We start from the raw sequence: 20,256 nt of genomic DNA, 5'->3' as shown, positions 1-20,256 counted from the left end.
TGTCGACAGCCGTGATCAGGGCTGGAGCGGACCCAGACCGACGAGCTCCAGGGCCCGCCGGGCGGGTCCGGGCGACACCGTGATCCGCAGGCGGTGCCCACCGGCGGCCGCGCGGTCGCCCGCCTCGGCGAGCAGCGCGGCGCCGTTGCTCGCGACGTAGGCGGCGCCGTCCACGACCAGGTCGACCGACCCGGACGCGGCGAGCTCCAGCAGCCGGTCCCGCACGTCCCCGGCACCGGCGAGGTCGAGGTCACCGTCGAGCAGCACCCGCACGACCCCGTCGCGGCGTCCGTGTTCGCGCAGCACGGTGGTCCGCCGGTCCTCCGACGCCCGCGGCCGGTGGACCGCCGCGGAGTGCGGCGCGGTGGGACGGGCCGTCGGGGCGATCCGCATGTGCACCGCCGTCCCGCCGTCGGTGTGCTCGATCTCGCTGCTGGTCGCGATCGCCCTGATCATCGCCAGACCGAGCCCGCGGTGGCCGGGGTCGCTCGGCGGCGGCCGCCATCGGCCGTCGTCGGAGACACACGCGCTCACCCCGCCCGACGGCGTGTAGCCCAGGTGGAGCCGGACGTCACCGGGCGGGTCGAACCCGGCGTAGCCGTGCTCGACGCTGTTGGCGGCGGCCTCGTCGATCGCGCGGACCAGGTCGTCGCCGAGGTCCTCGCCCAGACCCACCTGGTCGGTCCAGCGCCGGACCCGGCGGCGCATGCCCCTCAGCTCCCGGGCGGACCCGGGGACGGTGAGGTCGATGTCGGCCGGCAGGACGCGGACGCAGACCAGCGCCGCGTCGTCGGTGTGCGCGGCGCCGGCCAGGGCCCGGTCGATGATCTGCCCGGCGAACTGCTCCGGCGGCAGCCCGGCCACCTCGGTGGCGATCCCGGCCAGCCGGTCCAGCCCGTCGTCGACGACCTCGCCGCGGCGCTCGACGAGCCCGTCGGTGTAGAGCACCAGCGTCTGCCCGGCGGCGATGGGGGCGATCCCCTCGCGGAAGGCCGGTCGGCCGCGGATCCCCAGGACGGGGTTGTGCCCGCCCGCGAGGTAGCCGCCGCCGTCCTCGTCGACGACCAGCACGGGCAGGTGCCCGGCCCGTGCCCAGCGCAGCTCCCCACGGCCGGGGTCGACGACCACGCAGGCCGCCGTCGAGTAGCGGGCGCCGGGGATCCAGGTCGCGAACTCGTCGAGCAGCTCCAGCGCGGACGCGGGGTCGCGACCCTGGCGGACGGCGCCGGAGAGGACGGTGCGCAGCTGGGCCATCACCGCGGCCGCGGCGACGCCCTGCCCGACGACGTCGCCGACCGACAGCCCGATCCGCCCGTCGCCGAGGTCGACGACGTCGTACCAGTCGCCGCCGGCCTCGGTGCCCGCGGTGCCCGCCTGGTAGCGCACCGCGATCTCCACGGTGTCGAGGTCGGGCAGCCGGATGGGCAGCAGCGTGCGCTGCAGGGTGTGCGCCACCTCCCGCTCGGCGCGGTAGAGCCGGGCGCGTTCGAGGGCCTGCGCGGCCGGGTCGGTCAGGGCGAGCAGGGTGGCGCGCTCGCTGGGGGGCAGCGGCCGCGGCGTCATGAACGCGGTCGCGATGACGCCGACGGTGCGGGCGGCGGTGACCAGCGGGAGGGTGAAGACGGTCAGGTGGCCGAGGCGGTCGAGCAGCTCGGCCGTCTGCGGGTGGCGCTCGCGCCAGTCGGTGCCCGGTTCCAGCCACAGCGCGCGGGCCTCGCGGGCGGTCACCGCGGCCGGGATCGGCGAGCTCAGCGGCACCTCCTGCCACGCCTGCGGGTCGGCGACGTCGTGCAGGGCCAGCGCCCGCAGGTGCTGGGCGGTCGGGTCGAGCTCGTAGACCGCGATGCGGCAGGGGCCGAGCAGCGCCCGCAGGTGGGTGACGACGGTCCGGGCCACCTCGGTCGGGTCGGCGGCCGCCGACAGCTCGGCGGTGGCCTGCTGCAGCAGCGCCAGCCGGTCGGCGTTGGCCCGCTCGTCCGCGAGCAGCAGCGTGTTGTCGAGTGCGAGCGCGGCGCGGTCGGCGAGGTCGGTGACGAGCTCGATGTCGTCGGGGGCGTACGGCGTGGTCTGCGGGCCCCGCACCAGGACCAGGACGGCCAGCGTCCGGCCGCGCGCGGTCAGCGGGACCCCGACCGCGGAGCGTGCCGGGATCACCGAGCCCGGGACCGTCGCGCCGGGGGCGGTGTCGTCCCACAGGACCGCGGCACCGGCGTCGAGCACCTGCCGGCCGAACGAGGTCTCGTCGGGGCGCTCGTCGAGCAGCGCCTCGGTCGTGGTGTCCGGAGCGGCCCCGGCGGCGCGGACGAGCTGCCCGGCCTCGTCGACGCGGCGGACCGTGCACACGTCGGCCAGCCGGGTCTCGACGAGCAGCGCGGTCAGGCGCCGCAGCCGGTGGTCGACGTCCTCGGCGGTGTCCAGCTCCCGGCTGAGCCGGGCGAGCAGCGCCTGGCGTTCGGACTCGCGGTAGCGCACGGTGATGTCGGTGCCGCTGCCCACCCAGCCGGTCACGGCCCCGTCGGCGTCGGTGTGCAGCGGGACGGCGTGCTCGAGGATCCAGCGGAAGGCGCCGTCGGCGCGGCGGAGCCGGTACTCGATCTGCCAGCCCGTCCCGGACGCGACCGCGCGGGAGAACCGGTTGCGGTAGCGCTGCCGGTCGTGCGGGTGCAGCCCGTCGGTCCAGCCGTCGTCGAGGTCGGCGGAGGCCTCCCGGCCGGTGAACTCCTGCCAGCCGGAGTTGACGTAGGTCCGCGCGCCGTCCGGGTCGGCGACCCAGATCAGGGCCGGTGCCAGGTCGGCCATCGCGGTGAACCGGGCCTCGGCCTCGCGGCGGACCCGCCCCAGCTTCAGGTGGGCGTTGACCCGGGCCACGAGCTCGGCCGCGGAGAACGGCTTGACCAGGTAGTCGTCCGCACCGGCGCCCAGGCCCTCGATCGCGGCCTCCTCACCGGCGCGGGCGGAGAGCAGCAGGACCGGCACCCCGGCCGTCCGACGGTCCCCGCGCAGCGCTGCGAGCAGCTCCATGCCGTCGAGGACGGGCATCATGATGTCGGTGACGACGAGGTCCGGCGGGCGTTCCCGGGCCGCGGTCAGCGCGGACTTCCCGTCCTCGACGAGCTGGACCTCGTACCGGTCGGCCAGCAGCCGCTGCAGGTACTCGCGCATGTCGGCGTTGTCGTCGGCGACGAGGATCCGGCCCGCGGAGGCCGGCGCGTCCGGACCCGCGACGTCCGCCGGGACGGGTGCCGGGGCCGGTGCCGGGCCGGGCAGCCAGCGCAGCGCCTCGCCGACGAACGCCTCCGACGTCGCGGTGGGTGCGCTCCCGGACCCGATGTCGGCGACGCGGTCCGGATCGAGGTGCGCGGTGCCGGTCGGGATCCGGACGGTGAAGGTGGTGCCGGTGCCCGGTGTGCTCGCCGCGGTGATCGTCCCGCCGTGCAGGGTGACCAGCTCGCGGGTCATGGCGAGCCCGATGCCCGACCCCTCGGTCGAGCGGGCGCGGGTGCCGGCGATGCGGTGGAACCGCTCGAACAGCCGGGGCAGCTCCTCGGCGGGGATCCCGGCCCCGGTGTCGGCGACGGTCAGCTCGACCGCGCTGTCGCCGTCGGCGCGCAGGGCGACCGCGACGTGGCCGTCCAGGGTGAACTTCAGCGCGTTGGACAGCAGGTTAAGGACGACCTTCTCCCAGGACTCCCGGTCGACGTGGACCGGGCAGGGCAGCGGCGGACAGTCCACCGTGTAGTCCAGCCCGGCGCGCTCCATCGCCGACCGGAACAGGCTGCTCAGCTCAGTGGTGAAGGCGGCGAGGTCGGTGGGCTCGAACGTCGCGCGCAGCCGTCCGGCCTGCAGTCGGGAGAAGTCGAGCAGCGTGGTGACGAGCCGTCCGAGGCGCAACGCGTTGCGGTGCACGACGTCGAGCTCCGCGGCGAGCCGGTCCGGCTCCGGCGGGGCGTCGCGCAGCTGCTCGACCGGTCCCATGATCAGTGTCAGGGGCGTGCGGAACTCGTGGCTGACGTTCGAGAAGAAGTCGGTCTTGGCGCGGTCGAGCTCGGCGAGCGCCTCCGCACGCTCACGCTCGGCCTCGTAGGCGCCCGCGGCGACCAGCGCGGCCTCGACCTGGCCCGCCAGGAGGTCGACGAAGGCTCGGTAGCGCTCGTCGAACAGCCGGAACGGGTTCAGTCCGACGACCAGTGCGCCCCGGATCAGGGTCTCGCCCTGCGCCCCGGCGAGCGGGACCAGCACGGCGTGCGACGGCGGCCGGTCCCAGGCGCCGCGGGGCAGCTCCGGCAGGTGGGCGGCGAGGTCGTCGACGACGGCCGTGCCGCCCTCGCGCACCGCGGCGAGCGGCCAGCCCGCCGGGTCGGCCACGGGCGCGTCCGGCGCGACGCCCGTGGAGCCGACCAGCCCGGTCCCGCCGTCCTCGGTGAACTCGTAGACCAGGGCGAACGGCAGGTCCTGCGGGTTGCGGGCCAGCGCCCGCCCGGCCGCGGAGTACACCTGCGCCCGGGTCCGGGTCGGCCCCAGGTCGGCGGCGAGGTCGCGCAGCGTCTGCATGCGGCGTTCGCTGAGCACGCGGTCGGTGTTCTCGGTGACCACGCAGAGCATCCCCGCGACGGCGCCGTCCTCGTGCAGCGGGCTGTAGGAGAAGGTGTGGTAGGTCTCCTCGAGGTAGCCGCTGCGTTCGAGGAACAGCAGGAGGTCCTCGCTCCAGGTGGCCCCTCCGCCGGCGAGCACCGACGCGATCATCGGGCCGACGTCGTCCCAGACCTCGGCCCACACCTCGCGGGCGGAGCGGCCGAGCGCCCACGGGTGCTTGTCGCGCAGCGTGTCGCGCCGGTAGGCGTCGTTGTAGAATATCGTGAGGTCAGGGCCCCACGCCATCCACATCGAGAACCTGGAGTCGAGCAGCATCCGGACGACGCTGCGCAGCTCGGGCGACCACCGCTCGGGCGGGCCGAGCGGGTGGGCGGACCAGTCGTGTGCTGCCATGGCGGCGTTGACCAGGTCCGGCGGCGGACCCGGGCGTGCGGGAGCGCGGTTCGGGCCGGGTGGGCCGTCGGTCCCCGCCGGACGCGGGCCCGGATCGTCCGCGTCGTCGTCGCCTCGCATGTGCCTCTTTCCCCGCCCCGTCGGAGCTCGACGAAATCTAGCCGACGACGGGCGGGAGCGCCCGGACCGTGCGCCCACCCGAACGCGTCGTCGGCCTACCGCCGGATGCCGGCGCGGAGCCGGTCCCAGGTGCCGGACGCGACGAGGGCACGGTCGGACGCGGAGAGCGGGGCCTCGGTGAGGAAGGCGCGGGCGTCGAAGTCGTGGGGTCCGTTGAACGGGTAGTCGGTCGCGTGCATGATCCGGTCGATGCCGACGACCTCGGCGCTCCACCGCAGGTAGCGGTGGCTGGCGATGCCGCCCGGAGTCACGAACACGTTGTCCCGGACGTAGTCGGCCAGCGGGCGGTCGAGCCCGGAGGCCCGGTCCAGCAGGGCACTGCGGTCGAGGAAGAACAGGACGGTCTCACCCCAGTGGCCCAGGACGACCTGCAGGTCCGGGAACCGGTCGAACACTCCGGCCAGGACGAGCCGCAGCAGCGCGACACCGGTCTGGTGGTGCCAGCCGAGCCCGCCGGTGCGCAGGAGGCCGAATCCGTCGTAGTAGGCGTCGGTCACCGCGGGCGGCGGGACCGCGGGATGGAGGTGGATCGGCGCGCGCAGGTGCTCGGCGGCCTCGAAGATCGACCAGTACTTCTGGTCGTCGTGGAACACCCCGTCGGTGAGCGAGTGCAGCATCGCGCCGTCGAGCCCGAGCTCGGTGACGGCCCGTCCGAGCTCACGCGCGGCGGACTCGGGGTCGGGTGTGGCGAGCGTGGCGAAGCCCTGGAGACGATCGGGACGGCGGCGTACGGCGTCGGCGATGACGTCGTTCGTCGGGCCCTGCAGCGCGACGGCCTCGGCCCTGGGCAGGCTCTGCAGCCCGGGGGTGGTCAACGAGAGCACCGCGGTGTCGACGCCCGCGACGTCCATCGCGTGCAGCCGGTCCTCGCCGAGGTCGAGCAGCGGCGCCGTCACGGTCCCGGCGACGGTCCAGCGCAGCACCGGGTCGGTCAGGTCGGGATCGTGGCGGCGCCAGGCGGCGAGCACGTCGGCGGTCGCCATGTGCTCCTCCAGCGCGACGATCCGCGGGGTGGTCGGGGGCGCGTTCACCGGGACTCGATCCGGCCGAGGGGGCTGCCCGCGAACGCGGCGGATGCCTCGGACCACGCGGGATCGGCGGGATCGAGCGCGGTGCGCAGGTAGGCGGTGCTCAGCTGCTGCAGGGCGGCGACCCGCTTGGGGTTCTCGTCGGTGGTCTCGGCGGCCTCGTAACCGGGGATCCCGCCGAGCGAGTGCTCGGCGCCGTACAGCGTGAGCAGGGACTTCCCGGGCGGGCTGAGCCGGTACGGGTCCGCGCTCCACTGCGGGCCGCGGGTGGTCAGCGGGTTCGCGTCGGCGTCGCCCATGACGACGAGCGCGGGCCCGGCCATGGCGGAGAACTCGGCGTCCAGCCACGGGAGCTGCTCGATCACGCCGGGGGCGAGCGAGTCTCCGCCCCGGCCCGCCGTCGCCAGCAGGACGGCGGCCCGCACACGGTCGTCGGAGAGATCGGTGACGTCGCCGGTGGCGGGGTCGCGGACCTGCAGGCCGAGCAGCATGCCCGCGGTCTGCCCGCCGAAGGAGTGCCCGGCGGCGACGACGCGGTCGCGGTCGAGGCGTCCGTGCAGGGCCGGGGCCGCGGCCTCGACGGTGTCGAGCCCGTCGAGGATCCGGGTCATGTCCCGGACCCGGTGGCGCCACAGCTGTGGCCGGCGCGGGTCGTCCGGGGCGAGCCCGAGGGTGCGCGAGTCGAGGAACGTCGGCTGGATCACCGCGAACCCGTTCGCCGCCCAGTGGTCGGTGAGCGGGCCGTAGGCGCGCAGCGACGACCCGAAGCCGTGCGCGAACAGTAGGACCGGGACGGGGTCGTCGCCGACCGGGACCGACACGCGCAGCTGCAGGTCGGGACCGCGGTCCGGGGCGGGCAGCGTCACCGGTGCGACGGACAGGACGGGACTCATCGAGGTCACCCAACTTTCTAGAACGACTGTGCTAGGAATTATTCGTAGAACGATCGTGATAGAAAGTCAAGCCGACGAGGGGAGGGCGAGATGGTGGGACGACCGGTCGACCACCGGCGCCGCGCGGAGCTGCTGGACGCGGCGGTGGACCACGCGGCCGAGCAGGTGTTCACGGAGCTGTCGTTCCGGTCGGTCGCGGCCGCGCTCGGCGTGTCGACGACGACGTTGGTGCACCACTTCGGAACCAAGGAGCGGATGCTGGAGGCGATCCTGGAGCGGTTGCGCGAGCGCGTGGTCGTGGGCACGGCGACACTGGCCGGCCCGGGCGCGGACCTCGCGACGGCGGCGCGCGCGGTGTGGGAGTGGAGCACCGACCCGCGCCGGGAGGCCACGTTCCGGCTCTTCTTCGCCGTCTACGGGCGGGCCGTGCAGTCGCCGGAGGCGTTCGCGGACTTCCTGGACCGGATCGGCGCCGAGTGGACGCTGTCGCTGCGTGCGGCGCAGGGGTCCGGCGTCGAGCCGGACGAGGCGGAGTCCCGGGCCACGCTGGTGGTCGCGACGATCCGTGGTCTGCTGCTGGACCTGCTCGCGGGGGGTGACCGGCGGCGGATCGAGCGGGCTGCGGAGCTGTTCCTGTCCGGGCTGGAGGACGGCTGAGCGATCCGAGCCTGCCCGGGAACAGGCGCCGAGGAAATTAATCCGAGTCAGGATGATCTGAGTCGGTACTATCTGGGGCCATGGTCACGATGCCGGCGTTCTGGACCGATCCCCTCCCTGTCGCGAACCCCCCTGCCTCGATGAGGCTGTACCAGCTGCCGACGGGGACCTACCGCACCCGGGCCGCGCTCGCGGTCACCGGTGGGTCCTTCCGGGACGTGCGCGCGTTCGCCGCGACCGCCGTCCTCGTCAGCCACCCGCACGGCGATCTCCTGATCGACGCCGGCTTCGGTGCGCACGTCGGTGAGCACGTGAGAATGCTCGCCCGAGTGGAGCGGGCACCCCTCGAACTCGGTAGGACGGTCGCGCAGCAGCTCGACGACGCCGGCTACGACCGCTCCCGCCTCGCGGGTGTCCTGGTGACCCACGTGCACTGGGACCACGTCAGCGGTCTCGACTCGCTCCGGGTGCCGGTCTGGATCAACCGGGAGGAGTTGCGCTACGCGCGGAGCGACCCTCACGGAGCAGTCTTCCGCGCCGTGTCCGCGGGCCTGGAGATCCGTGAGTACGACCTCGACGGGCCCGCCCATCTCGGCTTCCCCGCGAGCTTCGACGTCCACGGAGACGGTTCGGTCGTCGTTGCCCTCGCCGCCGGGCACACCCACGGCTCCGTCGTCGTGTTCGTGACCCTTCCCGACGGCGACCGGTACGCGTTCATCGGCGATCTGACCTGGCAGATCGACGGCATCACCCGCGGGGCCGAACGTCCCTGGCCGCTGCGGCGGATGGCCGACGTCGACGCGGACACCGTCAGGCTCGGTCTGCAGCGCAGCATCGCGCTGAGCAGGCTGATGCGGATCGTCCCCTCCCACGACGTCGGCGCCTACGACTCTCTCCCTCGGCTGACCGGCCCCGTCGCGCCCGCCGATGCGTGAGACTGCAGTGGTGCAGCCGCCTTCCGACTCAGCGCTCCACTCGCGCCCCACCCTCGGGCCGGGGCCCGATTCCGAGCTGACCTGGCTCCTCCACCGAGCGGCGCAACGACTGCACACCGTGGTGGGGGCCGCCGCCGCGCGGCACGGACTCACCCTCCGTGACCACATCGTCCTCAGTGCGCTCCACAAGACGCAGGGGCTCACCCAGATCGAGCTCGGGCAGGCCCTGGGCGTGGACAAGACGACCATGGTCGCGGAGCTCGACCGGCTGGAGAAGGCGGGCCTGATCAGGCGAGAGGTCGACCCGCGCGACCGGCGCGCTCGCATCCCCGCACTCACCGATGCCGGCGATCGCCGTCGCGAGAAGATCGCCGTCGACGCCGCCGCCGCGGAGGAGGCCGCCGTGCAGAACATCGACCCGGCCTCGCTCGCCTCCCTGCGCACCGTCCTCCACGCCATCATCATCACCACCGCCGACGACCCGGGATCGTGCATCTGAGCCGCGACGATCGATCGATGTCCGCGGCAGTTCCTCCGAGGCTCACGTGCGGGGCAGCGCCCCCAGGAGCGTCGCCAGCACCACGCTTCGCAGTGTCGCTCTCAGGTCGAGATCCACGACGGCGAGTTCCGGTTCGTCCGCGTAGGCGGCGAGAACGGCGGCTGGTGGAGGAACGTAGGCCGACAGTGCTCCGGCCGACACGAGGGTCATGAAGCAGAACCCCTGTGCGCCGTCGTCGAGCTCGGGGAGGAGACGGGTCACCAGCATGCGCATGGTCGCCAACCGGGCCAGCGAGGACCGCTTGTGCCGTCGAACGACCTCCGTGGACACGTTGTGCTCCAGAACGCCGCCCTGGGCGGCGATGAGGTCGCAGAGCACGCTCTGCTCCGCCAGGGACCGACTGAGCACATCGGCGAGCCGATGCGCTCGAGTCGTCATCTCCTCCCGGTCGTCGGCGCCGGTCGCCAGCTGCTCCTCGAGTTCGGACAGCCATGCCCCGAAGAACCTGTCCAGCAGCTCGAGGAGCACCGCCTCGCGGGACTCGAAGTAGCGCAGCACGTTCGACTTCGCCAGGCCCACGCGCCGGCTGAGCTCGTTCAGCGCGAGGTCCGAGACGGGCATCTCCCGGAGCATCGCCGCAGCGGTGTCCAGGATCGCCGTCCGCCGGATCTCTCGCTGTTCCTCGCTGCGCGCTCGTTGGAACTCCACTCCGGCACTCTACTAAAGACCGCCAGTCTCTTGACAAGGGACCGGCGGTCTCCTAGCGTCTCCGGAACAACAGACCGGCAGTCTCTTAGGGAGCGTCATGAACCAGCCCTGGACCGAACAGCACATCCCCGACCAGCACGGCCGGGTCGCCGTGGTCACCGGAGCCAACGTGGGCCTCGGCTTCGAGACGGCACGCATGCTCGCCGAACACGGAGCACGGGTCGTCCTCGCCGTACGCGACATCGAGAAGGGCCGGCAGGCCGCGGCACGCATGGGCGGGGACGTCGGCGTGCAGGCCCTCGATCTGACGTCGCTGGAGTCCGTCTCCACCGCCGCCGCCGAGCTGCGCGCGACCTACCCTCGGATCGACCTTCTGATCAACAACGCCGGCGTCATGTACACACCGAAGCAGACCACCGCCGACGGCTTCGAGCTGCAGTTCGGAACGAACCATCTCGGACACTTCGCCCTCACCAACCTCCTCCTGGAGCGGCTCCTGCCCGTGCCCGGCTCCCGCGTGGTCACCGTCAGCAGTGCCGGCCACCGCATCCGCGCAGCGATCCACTTCGATGATCTGCAGTGGGAACGCTCGTACAGCCGCTCCGCCGCGTACGGCCAGTCCAAGCTCGCGAACCTGATGTTCACCTACGAGCTGCAACGACGACTCGCCCCCCACGGCACGACGCTCGCCGTCGCCGCCCACCCCGGCGTGTCCGACACCGAACTCGCCCGGAACACACCCGCGGCACTGCGCGTGCCCATGGGATGGCTGGCACCACTGCTCACGCAGACACCCGAGATGGGCGCGCTCCCCACCGTCCGCGCCGCAACGGATCCCGGCGTACTCGGCGGGCAGTACTACGGCCCCGGCGGCCGAGGCGAGATCCGCGGATACCCGACGCTCGTCTCCTCCAGCGATGCCTCGCACGACCATGCGGTACAGCAGCGGCTGTGGACCGTGTCGGAGGAACTCACCGGGGTGAGCTTCCCCGTGGCGGCGGCAGGTCGCTGAACCCGACCACACCGGGCCGCCCTCGGTAGGCTCGCGGTCATGTCCGGAGCGACCGTGAACGACCCCATCGCCGAGCTCGTCGCGTGCCGGGACTGCGGCCGGGACTGCCTGCTGCAGGTCGCGGACCTCTGCGCCGACTGCATCGCCAGGATCGGCACCGCCGCCGACGACGCCGACTACCGCGCCTGGCGGACGGAGAACGAGCGCCGCGTGGTCACCGGGGAGCTGACCGGCGCGATCTGACCGGCGCGATCCGACCGGGGCGATCCGACCGCCCCGGTACGTCCCGCTCCGGTCAGCGGATCGCGGTCGCGTTCGGTGGCGAGCCGACGCCGCCGACGAGGTGCAGCGGCTTGACCACCGTCAACGACGTCCAGCCGCCCCCGGCGCGACTGTCGGCGACCAGCGCGTCGAGGTTCCACAGCTCGCCCAGGACCACGCCGAGCTTGGCGATGAGCTCCTGGTGCATCATCCCGGCGTCCTCGGGGGCGGTCCCGGTGAACGGGCTGCCCGGGTCCACCGGCAGCACCTCGACGGCGAAGGTGTCGGTCGCGAACACCGCGACCCGGTGGTCCCAGATCCAGCGCGGCAGCTCGTGCGACTGGCGGAACCCCGTGGCACGGCGCGCGGACCGGACCTCGGCGCGCAGCTCGTCGTCGGCGTCGAGGAACCAGCGGGCCCAGCCGGTGTGGACCAGGACGAGATCGCCCGGCCGGACCTGCTCGCCCTGGCGCGCCAGCGCGCGGTCCAGGACGTCGGCGTCGAGCGCGGGCCCGGCCCGGTGGTCCAGCGGGGTGCCCTCCTCGGCGAGCAGCCCCGCCACGTCGATCAGCAGCCCGCGCCCGACGATCGGCTTCTCCGCCCAGCGCTGCACGCCCAGGGCGGGGCCGCCCGCGACGATCGCCGCGTCGGGGACGCCGTCGTAGAAGCCGTACCCGGACGCCCGCCGGTGCCGCAGACCGTCGACCTGCGACGTGGCCTGCAGGTAGAACCCGTGCAGCACGTCGTCGCGGGCCTGCGCGTGGGCGGAGAGGATCTCGTGTCGGGGCGCGGACCGGGCCCGCGCCATCGGCGGGTCGAACGCGTCGAGGGCGTGGTCGAGGCCGAACACGGCGCCGCGGGTGACCACCGCGGCGCCGGCCCGGACCTCGTCGGCGCCGGCGAAGTTGGCGGTGCCGCGCTCGGGATCGGTGGTGAAGACGCCCCAGCTCGACCCGGGCGGACGGCGCCCGGCCAGCTCGGCGTGGGTGGGCACCTCCCACCGGGGCGGCTCAGTCATCGTCGGCCACGTCGTCGCCGTGGCCGGGGCCCTGCCAGTAGGACAGGACGAACGACAGCAGGCCCGCCGCGGAGGCGCCGCCGAAGGCGTAGGGCGCCATCGTCCCCGCCCAGGCCCGGGCGGCGGTCGCGTCGCCGAGGCCGAGCAGTGCGGTCTGGCCCACCACGATCACCAGGCCGGCGAGCAGGAAGAACACCACCGTCAGGGCGAACAGGAACGTCGTGACCTTCGCCGCGGTACCGGTGGCGGGGTCGGAAGAGATCGTCGTCGAACTCATGGGTGTCTCCGATACGGGCGGGTCAGACCGGGAGCAGGCCGGTCGCGATCAGGACGCCGATCCCGAGGATCGGCAGGCAGTAGTACGTGAGCAGCGGGACGAACGTCTTCACCGGGTCGACGCGGGCGATGCCGGCGGCGACGTAGATCGGTGCTCCGGACGGCGGTGAGGCACCCTCGGTGGAGGCGAACACGAGCACCGCGGCGGCGGCGACCGGGGCGGGGATGCCCGCCCCGGCGAGCGCGATCACCGCGACCGGTCCGACCGCGGCCATGGTGGCGCTGGCGGTCAGCGGGATCGCGATGGCGACGATGATGACGCCGATCGCGATGGCCATGATCCAGCCGGGTGCGTCCAGCCCGGCGAGCACCGACTCGAGCTGCTCGGCGAGTCCGAGCTCGCCCAGCAGGTTCGCCGCGGAGAACGCCGCGACGATGGTGATGCCGATGACGCCGAAGGACGGCGCGGCCTTGCCGATCGCGGTCCACCAGCCCGAGGTTGTGCGGGGCAGGTGCTTCCGGCCGAGCACGAGGACCAGCACGATCATGAGCACCGGGATCCAGGTGATCAGGCTGATCACGTCGGGCATCGTGTACGGCTGGGCGGCCAGGGTGGTGCCGTCGGCCAGCTCGACCGGCTTCTTCATCGCGTCGGAGACACCGGAGTAGGAGCCGAGCGCGTCGGCGACCGGACCCCGGGTGAGCAGCAAGGGCACGAGGATCGGCCCGAACAGCAGCAGCGAGGTCCACCCGGAGCGCAGGCTGCGCCCGAACGGGATCCGGTCCTCGGCGGCGATCGGCTGGATGCCGTTGCGGCGCACGAGGAACCACGAGAGGACGAACCGGTAGCCCAGGCACCAGAGTCCGGCGATCGCGAGCGGCTTCACGATCTCGTCGGGCTGCATGACGCCCTGCGCGGCCAGCCCGCCGACCAGGATGAACATGGTGGCCGAGAAGGGGAAGGTGACGCCCATGCCGGCACCACCGGCGACGACGGTCGCGGCCAGCTCGGGCCGCACCCCCGAGCGCTTCATCCACGGCACCGTGACCGAGCCGACCGCCGCGGTGACCGCGGCGCCGACGTGGGCGATGGCACCGAAGATGCCGCCGGCCGCGGTGGCGGTGTAGACCGGCCCTCCGCGCAGCCGCCCGAGCACCGAGTTGAGCAGGTCGATCAGCTTGTCCAGGACCGGGGTGCGGGTCAGCAGGTAGGACATGAACACGAACGCCAGACCGGCGAAGGTGACCTCCTCCTGCAACGCGTCCAGCACCGCCCCGGAGATGGCCGACCAGGCCGATCCGCCGTCGACGGTGCCGCCGAACAGGACGAACGCACAGACGGCCACGAACCCGAGGATCATGGCCTCGCCGATGTTGCGCTTGAACACCGCGTTCCAGACGATGATCACGCCGACGAACGCGACCAGCGCCCACACGGCTGTCATCGGACCGGCTCCGCGAGGATCGCGGCACGGCGGCCGGCCTCGTCGGCCTCGACCGCGCGGCCGCCCAGCAGGCTCGCCGCGGCCTCGGCGGCCGGGACGACGATGACGCCGTCGTCGTCGCCGACGACCAGGTCACCGGGGTGCACCACGACGCCGCCGACGGCCACCGGCACGTCGACCTGGCCGGGGCCGTTCTTGTAGGGGCCGGCCGGGGTGACCGCACGGGCCCAGGCGGAGAAGCCGATCTTCTCCAGCTCGACGACGTCGCGCAGGGCGCCGTCGACGACGATCCCGGCCACCCCACGCTTCTTCGCCCGCTCGGCCATGAGTTCGCCGAGCAGCGCCCGGGTGGTGTCGCCGTGCCCGTTCACGACGAGGACGTCCCCGGCCCGGCAGCGGTCGAGCGCCCGGTGCAGGGCCAGGTTGTCCCCGGCGCGGACCCACACGGTGCGGGCGCGGCCCACCGCGCGGACACCGCGCCAGAGCGCGTGGATGCCGCCGTCCATCATGCCCATACGCTCGCGGGCGTCGCCGATGTTGGCCACCGCCAGCCCGGCGTAGGCCGCCAGCAGGTCGTCGCCGGGGGCGAGGGCGGCGTCGGCGCGGTCGCGGTGCAGCTCGGCCGCCGCCGAGATCATGACCGGCCGCACGCCGAGGGAGTCCAGCAGCTCGGCCGACGCCACGGACTCGGCGGCCCGGCGGTCGGCGTGCTTGAGGGTGCCGTCGTGCAGGCGCTCGGTGGTCTCGTGGCCGCCGGCGAGGGCGTCCGCGATCTGGCCACGCACCCAGTCCTCGGCGTCCGCGGCCGCGCCGGCGGCCACCGACTCGACGATCAGCGCGCCGAGGCCCTTCATGAAGCTGCTGCGCAGCAGCTTGCGCACCGAGGCCGCCCCCGGCTCGCCGCCGATGTCCTCGACCGGCGCGCCCAGGGCACGGAAGACCTCCGCGGCCCGCGCCGACGCCACGCCGCTGACCACGACACCGGTCGCGGCACCGTGCTCGGGCACCGAGCCGACGACCGCCACGTCGGCGAAGCGGTGCGGGCCGACGAGCTCGGCCGTCGCCCGCTTGGCGTCGGGGGCCATCGAGTTCATGTCGACGAACACCGCTCCGGGGGGCAGGTGCGCGGCGACCGACTCGGCCGCGGACCGGGCGACCTTCCCGCCGACCAGGCTCAGGACGAGCTCGGCGTCCTGCACGGCCTCGGCGGGGGAGTCGGCCCGCCGAGCGCCGTCGGGGGTCGCGGTGTTCGCGGGGTCGTACCCGGTCACGTCCCAGCCGCGGGCCACGAGCCCCGCCGCGTAGAGCGCTCCGGCCTCGCCGAGTCCCAGCACTGTCGTACGCACGCTGCCTCCTTGCAGGGTTACCGCAGAGTGATAAGCACTCTCGCACTATGGAGAGTGTGTGCACGGAGCGGTAATCTGTCAACGGGCGATGTGTCGGATGCTGAGCGCGGCCTACCACTGTGTGAGAATCGCGGGTGTGGTGGCGGAGAGCAGTGAGCAGGCCCGGGGGGAGCGCTCCACCTCGACCATGCGGTCGCTGGAGCGCGCGATCGACGTGTTGGAGGTCCTCGACGACGCCCGTCAGCCGCTGCGCCTCACCGAGATCGCCCGGCGGGCCGGGCTGCCCGTGGCGACCGCCCAGCGGATCCTCACCGTGCTGGAGGCACGCGACCGGGTCGAGCGCGACAGCACCGGCTACCGGCCCGGCGTCGCCCTGACCTTCGGGGCGCACGCCTACCTGGCGACGAACCCGTTGCTGCGCGCGGCGAGCCCGGTGCTGCTCGACCTGGCGGCCGAGACGGGGCTGACGGCGTCGCTGTTCCGCGAGTACCGGGACACCCGGGTGGTGCTCACCCGGGCACACGGGATCCGCCGGCTGCGCTACGAGCTCCCGATCGGGGCCCGGCTGCCGCTGCACGTCGGTGCCGGGAAGGTGCTTCTCGCCCAGCGCCGCCCCGAGGACGTGACGGCGGTGCTGGCCCGGGCGGCCGAGGCGGGGGAGCAGGTCGACGAGGTGGCCCTGGCCGCCGACCTCGACGGCATCCGCGAGCGTGGCTACTCGGTGGCGCGCGGCGAGCGGGAGCCCGGCGTCGCCAGCGTCGCGGCGGCGGTGCCCCTGGGCGGGGAGGTGCGCGCCGCGGTGCAGGTCGCCGGGTACATCGACGACATCCCGGAGGACCGCACCGCGGCGCTGGGCACGGAGGTCCGGCGGGCCGCCCTGGCGATCGGGCGGTCGCTGCCCGAGCCCTGAGCGGCCGTGATCAGCCCGCCGGGGCCGGCTCCGCCGTGCCCCGGACCGTGGCGCTCGGGACCGTGGTGACCGGCGCCGCCGGGTTCCCGCCCCAGACACCGCCCGCGCCGACGCGCTCGCCCTTCATCAGGAACGAGTCCGGGGCCAGCACCGCACCGTCGCCGACGACCGTGTCGTAGTGGACGAACACCCCGGCACCGAGCACACAGCCGTCGCCGATCCGGATGTGGTCGGCCTTGAAGACGCCGTCCTCCATCGAGTGCGCCTGCAGGATCACCCCGGCACCGAGCACGGTGTCGTCGCCGATCGCGACCAGGGTCTTCTCGCTGATCGCGGCGCCGTCGTCGAACACCCGACGGCCCACTCGGACCCCGAGCAGCCGCCAGACGAGCGGCTTGAGCGGGGTGCCGTTGAGCAGCGACGGCTGGATGCTCAGCTTCCAGAACCGCTCGTGCCACCAGAAGTAGCGGTCGTAGATCGAGCAGTGCTGCGGCTGCAACCGCCGGAACCCGGTCGCCGCCCGTTCGACGAGCACGCCGACGGCCAGGTCGGTGAGCCCACCGGCCAGGGCGCCGCCGGCGATCGCGAGCGGGCCCGCGGTCGCCAGGAAACCCGCCGCCACCAGCCCGACGGTCAGCAGCACGTGCAGCCGTACCCAGGTGACCAGCAGGAACAGCGCCATCGTGGCCAGGTTGTGCCGGTCCTTCGCGGCGAGCCTGCGGCGCAGCCGCTCCCCGGTGACGGCGAGCCGCGGGTCCTCGGGGCGGGCCCGGGGGATCTCGAACGCGGGCGAGCCGAGCAGGCCGACGTCGCGCCGGCGCGGCCCGTCGGTGGGGATCATGGTCTTGGTGCCGACCAGGCAGCCGTCGCCGATCCGGTCGCCGGCCGGGACGGTCAGGACGTTGCCGAGGAAGCAGTCCGCGCCGAGGCCGACCGGCACGGTCCGGAACGAGGTGCTGGTGAACTCCGCGGTCCGCAGGAACACCCCGTCGGAGAGCATCGTGTTCGGCCCGATCGTCACCAGGTTCGGCACCTCGTGGGCGATGTCGGCACCGACGTTCGAGCCGGTCTGGCCGCCGCGGGCGATCCGGTAGCCGATCCGCCGCAGGTAGCCGACGACGAAGGAGCTGTCCCCGAACAGCTGGACGAACAGCGGCACGTTGCTCAGCCGCGCGACCGTGCGGTGGCACCAGTACGCGGCGCCGTAGAGCCGGTGCACCCGGCCGGGTCGCAGCAGCGGCCAGAGCAGCCGCGGCACCAGGGTGACCACCAGCAGCCCGGCCACCAGCGCGGCGGCACCCGCGGCCAGCGACAGTCCGAGCCCGAGCGGGCTCACCGCCAGGGCGAGCAGGTCGCCGGGGTCGCGCCCGTCGACCAGCGCGGTGACCCGCGGCCCGTCGTCCAGCACGGCGACGGCGAGGGTCACCGTCGCGGGCCCGGCCAGGAACAGGGTGAGCAGCTGGACGGTCGCGAACACCGCCCGGCGGGCGGTCGAGCAGCGGGCCGGATCCGGGCCGCGGAAGTCCGACGTCGTCGGGACGGCCGGTGAGCCGTGCGCACGGGTGCCGTCGGGGATCCGGGCGCCCCGCGGCAGCGACGACGCGTGCCCCAGCTGGGCGTCGTCGCCGACGACGCTGTCGATGTCGAGGACGGTCGCGTCGGACACGACCGCGCCGCGGCCGATCGTGACCGGCCCGGTGACGATCCGGCCGCGCTCCACCCGGTAGCCGGTGAACGAGCTGCGCGACCGGACGACCGCGCCGTCGCCGATGGAGATCAGGTCGGTGCAGACCGGGACGGTGCGGGAGAACACGACGGCCCCGCGCCCCACCCGGGCCCCGAGCGCGCGCAGGTGCAGCAGGTAGAGCGGGGAGCCGGCGAACAGCACCATCGGGCTGGTCCGCACCAGCGTGGCGACGACCCAGAACCGCAGGTGCGCCGCGCTCCACAGTGGGATCTCCCCGGCCCGCCAGCGCCCGACGAGCAGCCACTTCGCCAGCACCGGCACGAGCGTGAGCAGCAGGAACGTCGCGACGAGCGCGGTGCCGGACCGCTCGAACAGGTCGAGCAGGCCGGTCGCGAGGTCCATCCACTCGATGTCGGCCCAGGCGACCACGGCGCCGGCGGCCAGACCGAGCAGCAGCACGAGCACCTGCACCGTCCCGCACACGAGGTGCCGCGCTCGGCCCACCGGCGGGGGAGCGGCGGGGGCGACGGCCGGTGTCGTGCCGACGGTGCCGGGCCCGGTCCGGTCGAGCAGCGCGGCGAGCGAGCGCACCGTGGGGTGCTGGTAGAGCACCCGCATCCCGACCGGGCAGGACGGCCCGCGCCGGTCGCGGACGAGCGCCGCGAACTGGGCGAGCGCGAGGGAGTCCGCACGCAGGTCGTCGACCAGGTGGCTCTGCACGGACACCTCGGTGAGCCCCAGGGACTCCCCGAGCAGCGCCGCGAGCTCGGCCTCGGTCGCCGTCGCCGGTGCCACGACCGGTGCCGACGACGCCGTGCCCCGCCCGCTCGGCGCGGGCAGCGCCGCCCGGTCGACCTTGCCGCTGGTCGTGGTCGGCAGGGCGGGCAGGTGCTCGTAGCAGGCGGGGACCATGTGCGCGGGCAGTCGCGCCCGCAGCCCGGCGGCGACCTCGTGGTCGTCGATGCGCAGGCCGGGACCGGTGCAGTAGTAGGCGACCAGCTCCGGCACCGAGGGCCGCACCTCGTGCACGGTCACCGCGGCGGCGGCGATGCCGGGCAGGTCGGCGAGCACCGACTCGATCTCGGAGAGCTCGACGCGGAACCCGCGGATCTTGACCTGACCGTCGGCCCGGCCGACGAAGCTCAGTCCCTCCGGGTCGGCCCGCACGAGGTCGCCGCTGCGGTAGGCCCGCTGCGGGCCGAGCGCGGGGACCGGGGAGAAGCGGTCGCGGTCCTTGTCGCGGTCCAGGTAGCGGGCGGTGCCGACACCGGCGATCACCAGCTCACCGACCTCACCGGACCCGACCGGCGCGCCCGTCGCCGGGTCGAGGACCGCGAGCCGCCACCCCGCGAGCGGCAGCCCGATGCGGACGGGGCCGTCCTCGGTCAGCCGGGCGGCGCAGGAGACGACGGTGGCCTCGGTGGGGCCGTAGGTGTTCCAGACCTCCGGGCAGGCCCGGGCCAGCCGGTGCGCCAGCGGCTCGGAGCACGCCTCGCCACCCAGGATCAGCAGCCGGACCGCGCGGAGCTGCTCGGCGGTCCACAGCGCCGCCAGCGTCGGCACGGTCGAGACGACGGTGATCCCCAGCTCGACGAGCCGGTCCCCGAACTCGGCGCCGGAGCGTACGAGCGCGCGCGGCACCGGGACCAGACAGGCACCGTGCCGCCAGGCCAGCCACATCTCCTCGCAGGAGGCGTCGAAGGCGACCGACAGCCCGGCGAGGACCCGGTCGCCGGGGCCGAGCGGACGGTCCCGGGCGAACAGGCGGGCCTCGGCGTCGACGAACGCGGCGGCGCTGCGGTGGGTGACCGCGACGCCCTTGGGCGTGCCGGTGGAGCCGGAGGTGAAGATGACCCAGGCGTCGTCGCGGACGTCCGGGCCGCGCGAGGGGACGCGGCGCGGGTGCACCGGCCCGGGCACGATCCGCCCGCCGGCCTCGACCACGGCACACACCGCGGCCTCGGTGAACACGGTGCGTGCGCGCTCGTGCGGGTCGTCGGCGTCGACCGGGACGTAGGCGGCGCCGCGGCGCAGGACCGCGAGGATCGCCACGTACAGGTCCGGGGTGCCCGACGGCACCCGGATCCCGACCCGGTCGCCGCGGCCGACCCCGCAGGCGGCGAGCCGGGCGGCGGTCCGCTCGACGGCCGCCCGCAGCCCGGCGTAGTCGAGCCGGACCCCGCCGGTGTCCAGGGCCGGGGCGTGCGGGTGGTCGGCGACGGTGCGGGTGAAGACGTCCCACAGCGTGCGGGGCGGCGCGGGGGGTGCGCCGGTCAGGACGCTCCCGTGGGTCGTGTGCCGTCCCGGCGCCGCGGGCAGGCGGACGGTGACCCCGCCGAACGGGTCCCGCGGCGGGGAGCCCGGCCGCAGGGGAATCGTGCCGGGACCGAACTGCGACACCGAAGCCCTCCAGAA

15 protein-coding genes are annotated in these 20,256 nt (G+C 74.3%); 6 read left to right on the top strand and 9 right to left on the bottom strand.

Going from position 1 to position 20,256, the window contains the following annotated elements:
- Positions 1-15 precede the first annotated feature (15 nt).
- From KPL59_RS01990 to KPL59_RS01980, 3 genes are all read right to left on the bottom strand, one after another.
- Entirely contained in the window at positions 16-5,106 is a 5,091-nt protein-coding gene (locus KPL59_RS01990) for a SpoIIE family protein phosphatase (RefSeq protein ID WP_226359721.1), read from the bottom strand.
- Between the two features lie 95 nt (positions 5,107-5,201).
- Positions 5,202-6,197, bottom strand: a complete 996-nt coding sequence (locus KPL59_RS01985) for an amidohydrolase family protein (RefSeq protein WP_226359720.1) — start codon at positions 6,195-6,197, stop codon at positions 5,202-5,204.
- Positions 6,194-7,087 carry an alpha/beta hydrolase gene (locus tag KPL59_RS01980; protein WP_226359719.1) on the bottom strand — a complete coding sequence of 298 codons (894 nt, stop codon included), beginning with the start codon at positions 7,085-7,087 and terminating at the stop codon, positions 6,194-6,196. The genes KPL59_RS01985 and KPL59_RS01980 overlap by 4 nt, the downstream gene beginning before the upstream one ends.
- 90 nt (positions 7,088-7,177) lie before the next feature.
- Between KPL59_RS01980 and KPL59_RS01975 the strand changes: the two genes are divergently transcribed.
- The 3 genes from KPL59_RS01975 to KPL59_RS01965 all read left to right on the top strand — a co-directional run bounded on the left by KPL59_RS01975 (position 7,178) and on the right by KPL59_RS01965 (position 9,178).
- Positions 7,178-7,744 (top strand): TetR/AcrR family transcriptional regulator, encoded by a 567-nt coding sequence (locus KPL59_RS01975; RefSeq protein ID WP_226359718.1) that lies wholly within the window; start codon positions 7,178-7,180, stop codon positions 7,742-7,744.
- A gap of 140 nt (positions 7,745-7,884) precedes the next feature.
- Positions 7,885-8,679: an MBL fold metallo-hydrolase gene (locus KPL59_RS01970; RefSeq protein ID WP_226359717.1), complete on the top strand. Its 795-nt coding sequence runs from the start codon at positions 7,885-7,887 to the stop codon at positions 8,677-8,679.
- A 118-nt stretch (positions 8,680-8,797) separates the two neighbouring features.
- Positions 8,798-9,178, top strand: coding sequence for a MarR family winged helix-turn-helix transcriptional regulator (locus tag KPL59_RS01965; protein WP_226359716.1), 381 nt, complete (start codon positions 8,798-8,800; stop codon positions 9,176-9,178).
- Positions 9,179-9,220: 42 nt separating this feature from the next.
- On the opposite strand, the gene KPL59_RS01960 is transcribed toward KPL59_RS01965, so the two are convergent.
- Positions 9,221-9,886 (bottom strand): TetR/AcrR family transcriptional regulator, encoded by a 666-nt coding sequence (locus KPL59_RS01960; RefSeq protein WP_226359715.1) that lies wholly within the window; start codon positions 9,884-9,886, stop codon positions 9,221-9,223.
- A gap of 97 nt (positions 9,887-9,983) precedes the next feature.
- Between KPL59_RS01960 and KPL59_RS01955 the strand changes: the two genes are divergently transcribed.
- Both KPL59_RS01955 and KPL59_RS01950 read left to right on the top strand, forming a co-directional pair.
- A complete protein-coding gene (locus KPL59_RS01955) occupies positions 9,984-10,898 on the top strand; it encodes an SDR family NAD(P)-dependent oxidoreductase (protein ID WP_226359714.1) in 915 nt (304 codons plus the stop codon).
- A gap of 39 nt (positions 10,899-10,937) precedes the next feature.
- Positions 10,938-11,141, top strand: coding sequence for a hypothetical protein (locus KPL59_RS01950; RefSeq protein WP_060712618.1), 204 nt, complete (start codon positions 10,938-10,940; stop codon positions 11,139-11,141).
- A 52-nt stretch (positions 11,142-11,193) separates the two neighbouring features.
- Here the strand turns inward: KPL59_RS01950 and KPL59_RS01945 are convergent, their stop codons facing one another.
- Genes KPL59_RS01945 through KPL59_RS01930 form a run of 4 tightly spaced genes read right to left on the bottom strand, consistent with a single transcriptional unit; the run spans position 11,194 to position 15,244 of the window.
- Positions 11,194-12,177: a cyclase family protein gene (locus tag KPL59_RS01945; RefSeq protein ID WP_226359713.1), complete on the bottom strand. Its 984-nt coding sequence runs from the start codon at positions 12,175-12,177 to the stop codon at positions 11,194-11,196.
- The gene (locus tag KPL59_RS01940) at positions 12,170-12,454 is read right to left on the bottom strand and encodes a hypothetical protein (protein ID WP_020626009.1); all 285 of its coding nucleotides are present in this window, start codon (positions 12,452-12,454) and stop codon (positions 12,170-12,172) included. Before KPL59_RS01940 ends, KPL59_RS01945 begins: the two co-directional genes overlap by 8 nt.
- A gap of 22 nt (positions 12,455-12,476) precedes the next feature.
- Entirely contained in the window at positions 12,477-13,898 is a 1,422-nt protein-coding gene (locus KPL59_RS01935; protein ID WP_226359712.1) for a TRAP transporter large permease subunit, read from the bottom strand.
- Positions 13,895-15,244: an NAD(P)-binding domain-containing protein gene (locus KPL59_RS01930; protein ID WP_226359711.1), complete on the bottom strand. Its 1,350-nt coding sequence runs from the start codon at positions 15,242-15,244 to the stop codon at positions 13,895-13,897. Before KPL59_RS01930 ends, KPL59_RS01935 begins: the two co-directional genes overlap by 4 nt.
- Before the next feature lie 136 nt (positions 15,245-15,380).
- On the opposite strand from KPL59_RS01930, the gene KPL59_RS01925 reads away from it, so the two are divergent.
- Positions 15,381-16,154, top strand: coding sequence for an IclR family transcriptional regulator (locus KPL59_RS01925; RefSeq protein WP_020626006.1), 774 nt, complete (start codon positions 15,381-15,383; stop codon positions 16,152-16,154).
- Positions 16,155-16,164: 10 nt separating this feature from the next.
- On the opposite strand, the gene KPL59_RS01920 is transcribed toward KPL59_RS01925, so the two are convergent.
- Complete coding sequence (locus tag KPL59_RS01920) at positions 16,165-20,241, bottom strand: Pls/PosA family non-ribosomal peptide synthetase (RefSeq protein WP_226359710.1); 4,077 nt, start codon at positions 20,239-20,241, stop codon at positions 16,165-16,167.
- Between the last annotated feature and the right edge of the window lie 15 nt (positions 20,242-20,256).

The organism is Pseudonocardia sp. ICBG1142 (assembly GCF_020496255.1).
GTDB lineage: Bacteria > Actinomycetota > Actinomycetes > Mycobacteriales > Pseudonocardiaceae > Pseudonocardia.
The sequence above is the reverse complement of the archived record's forward strand: the minus strand, read 5'-3'. Positions and strand labels throughout refer to the sequence as shown.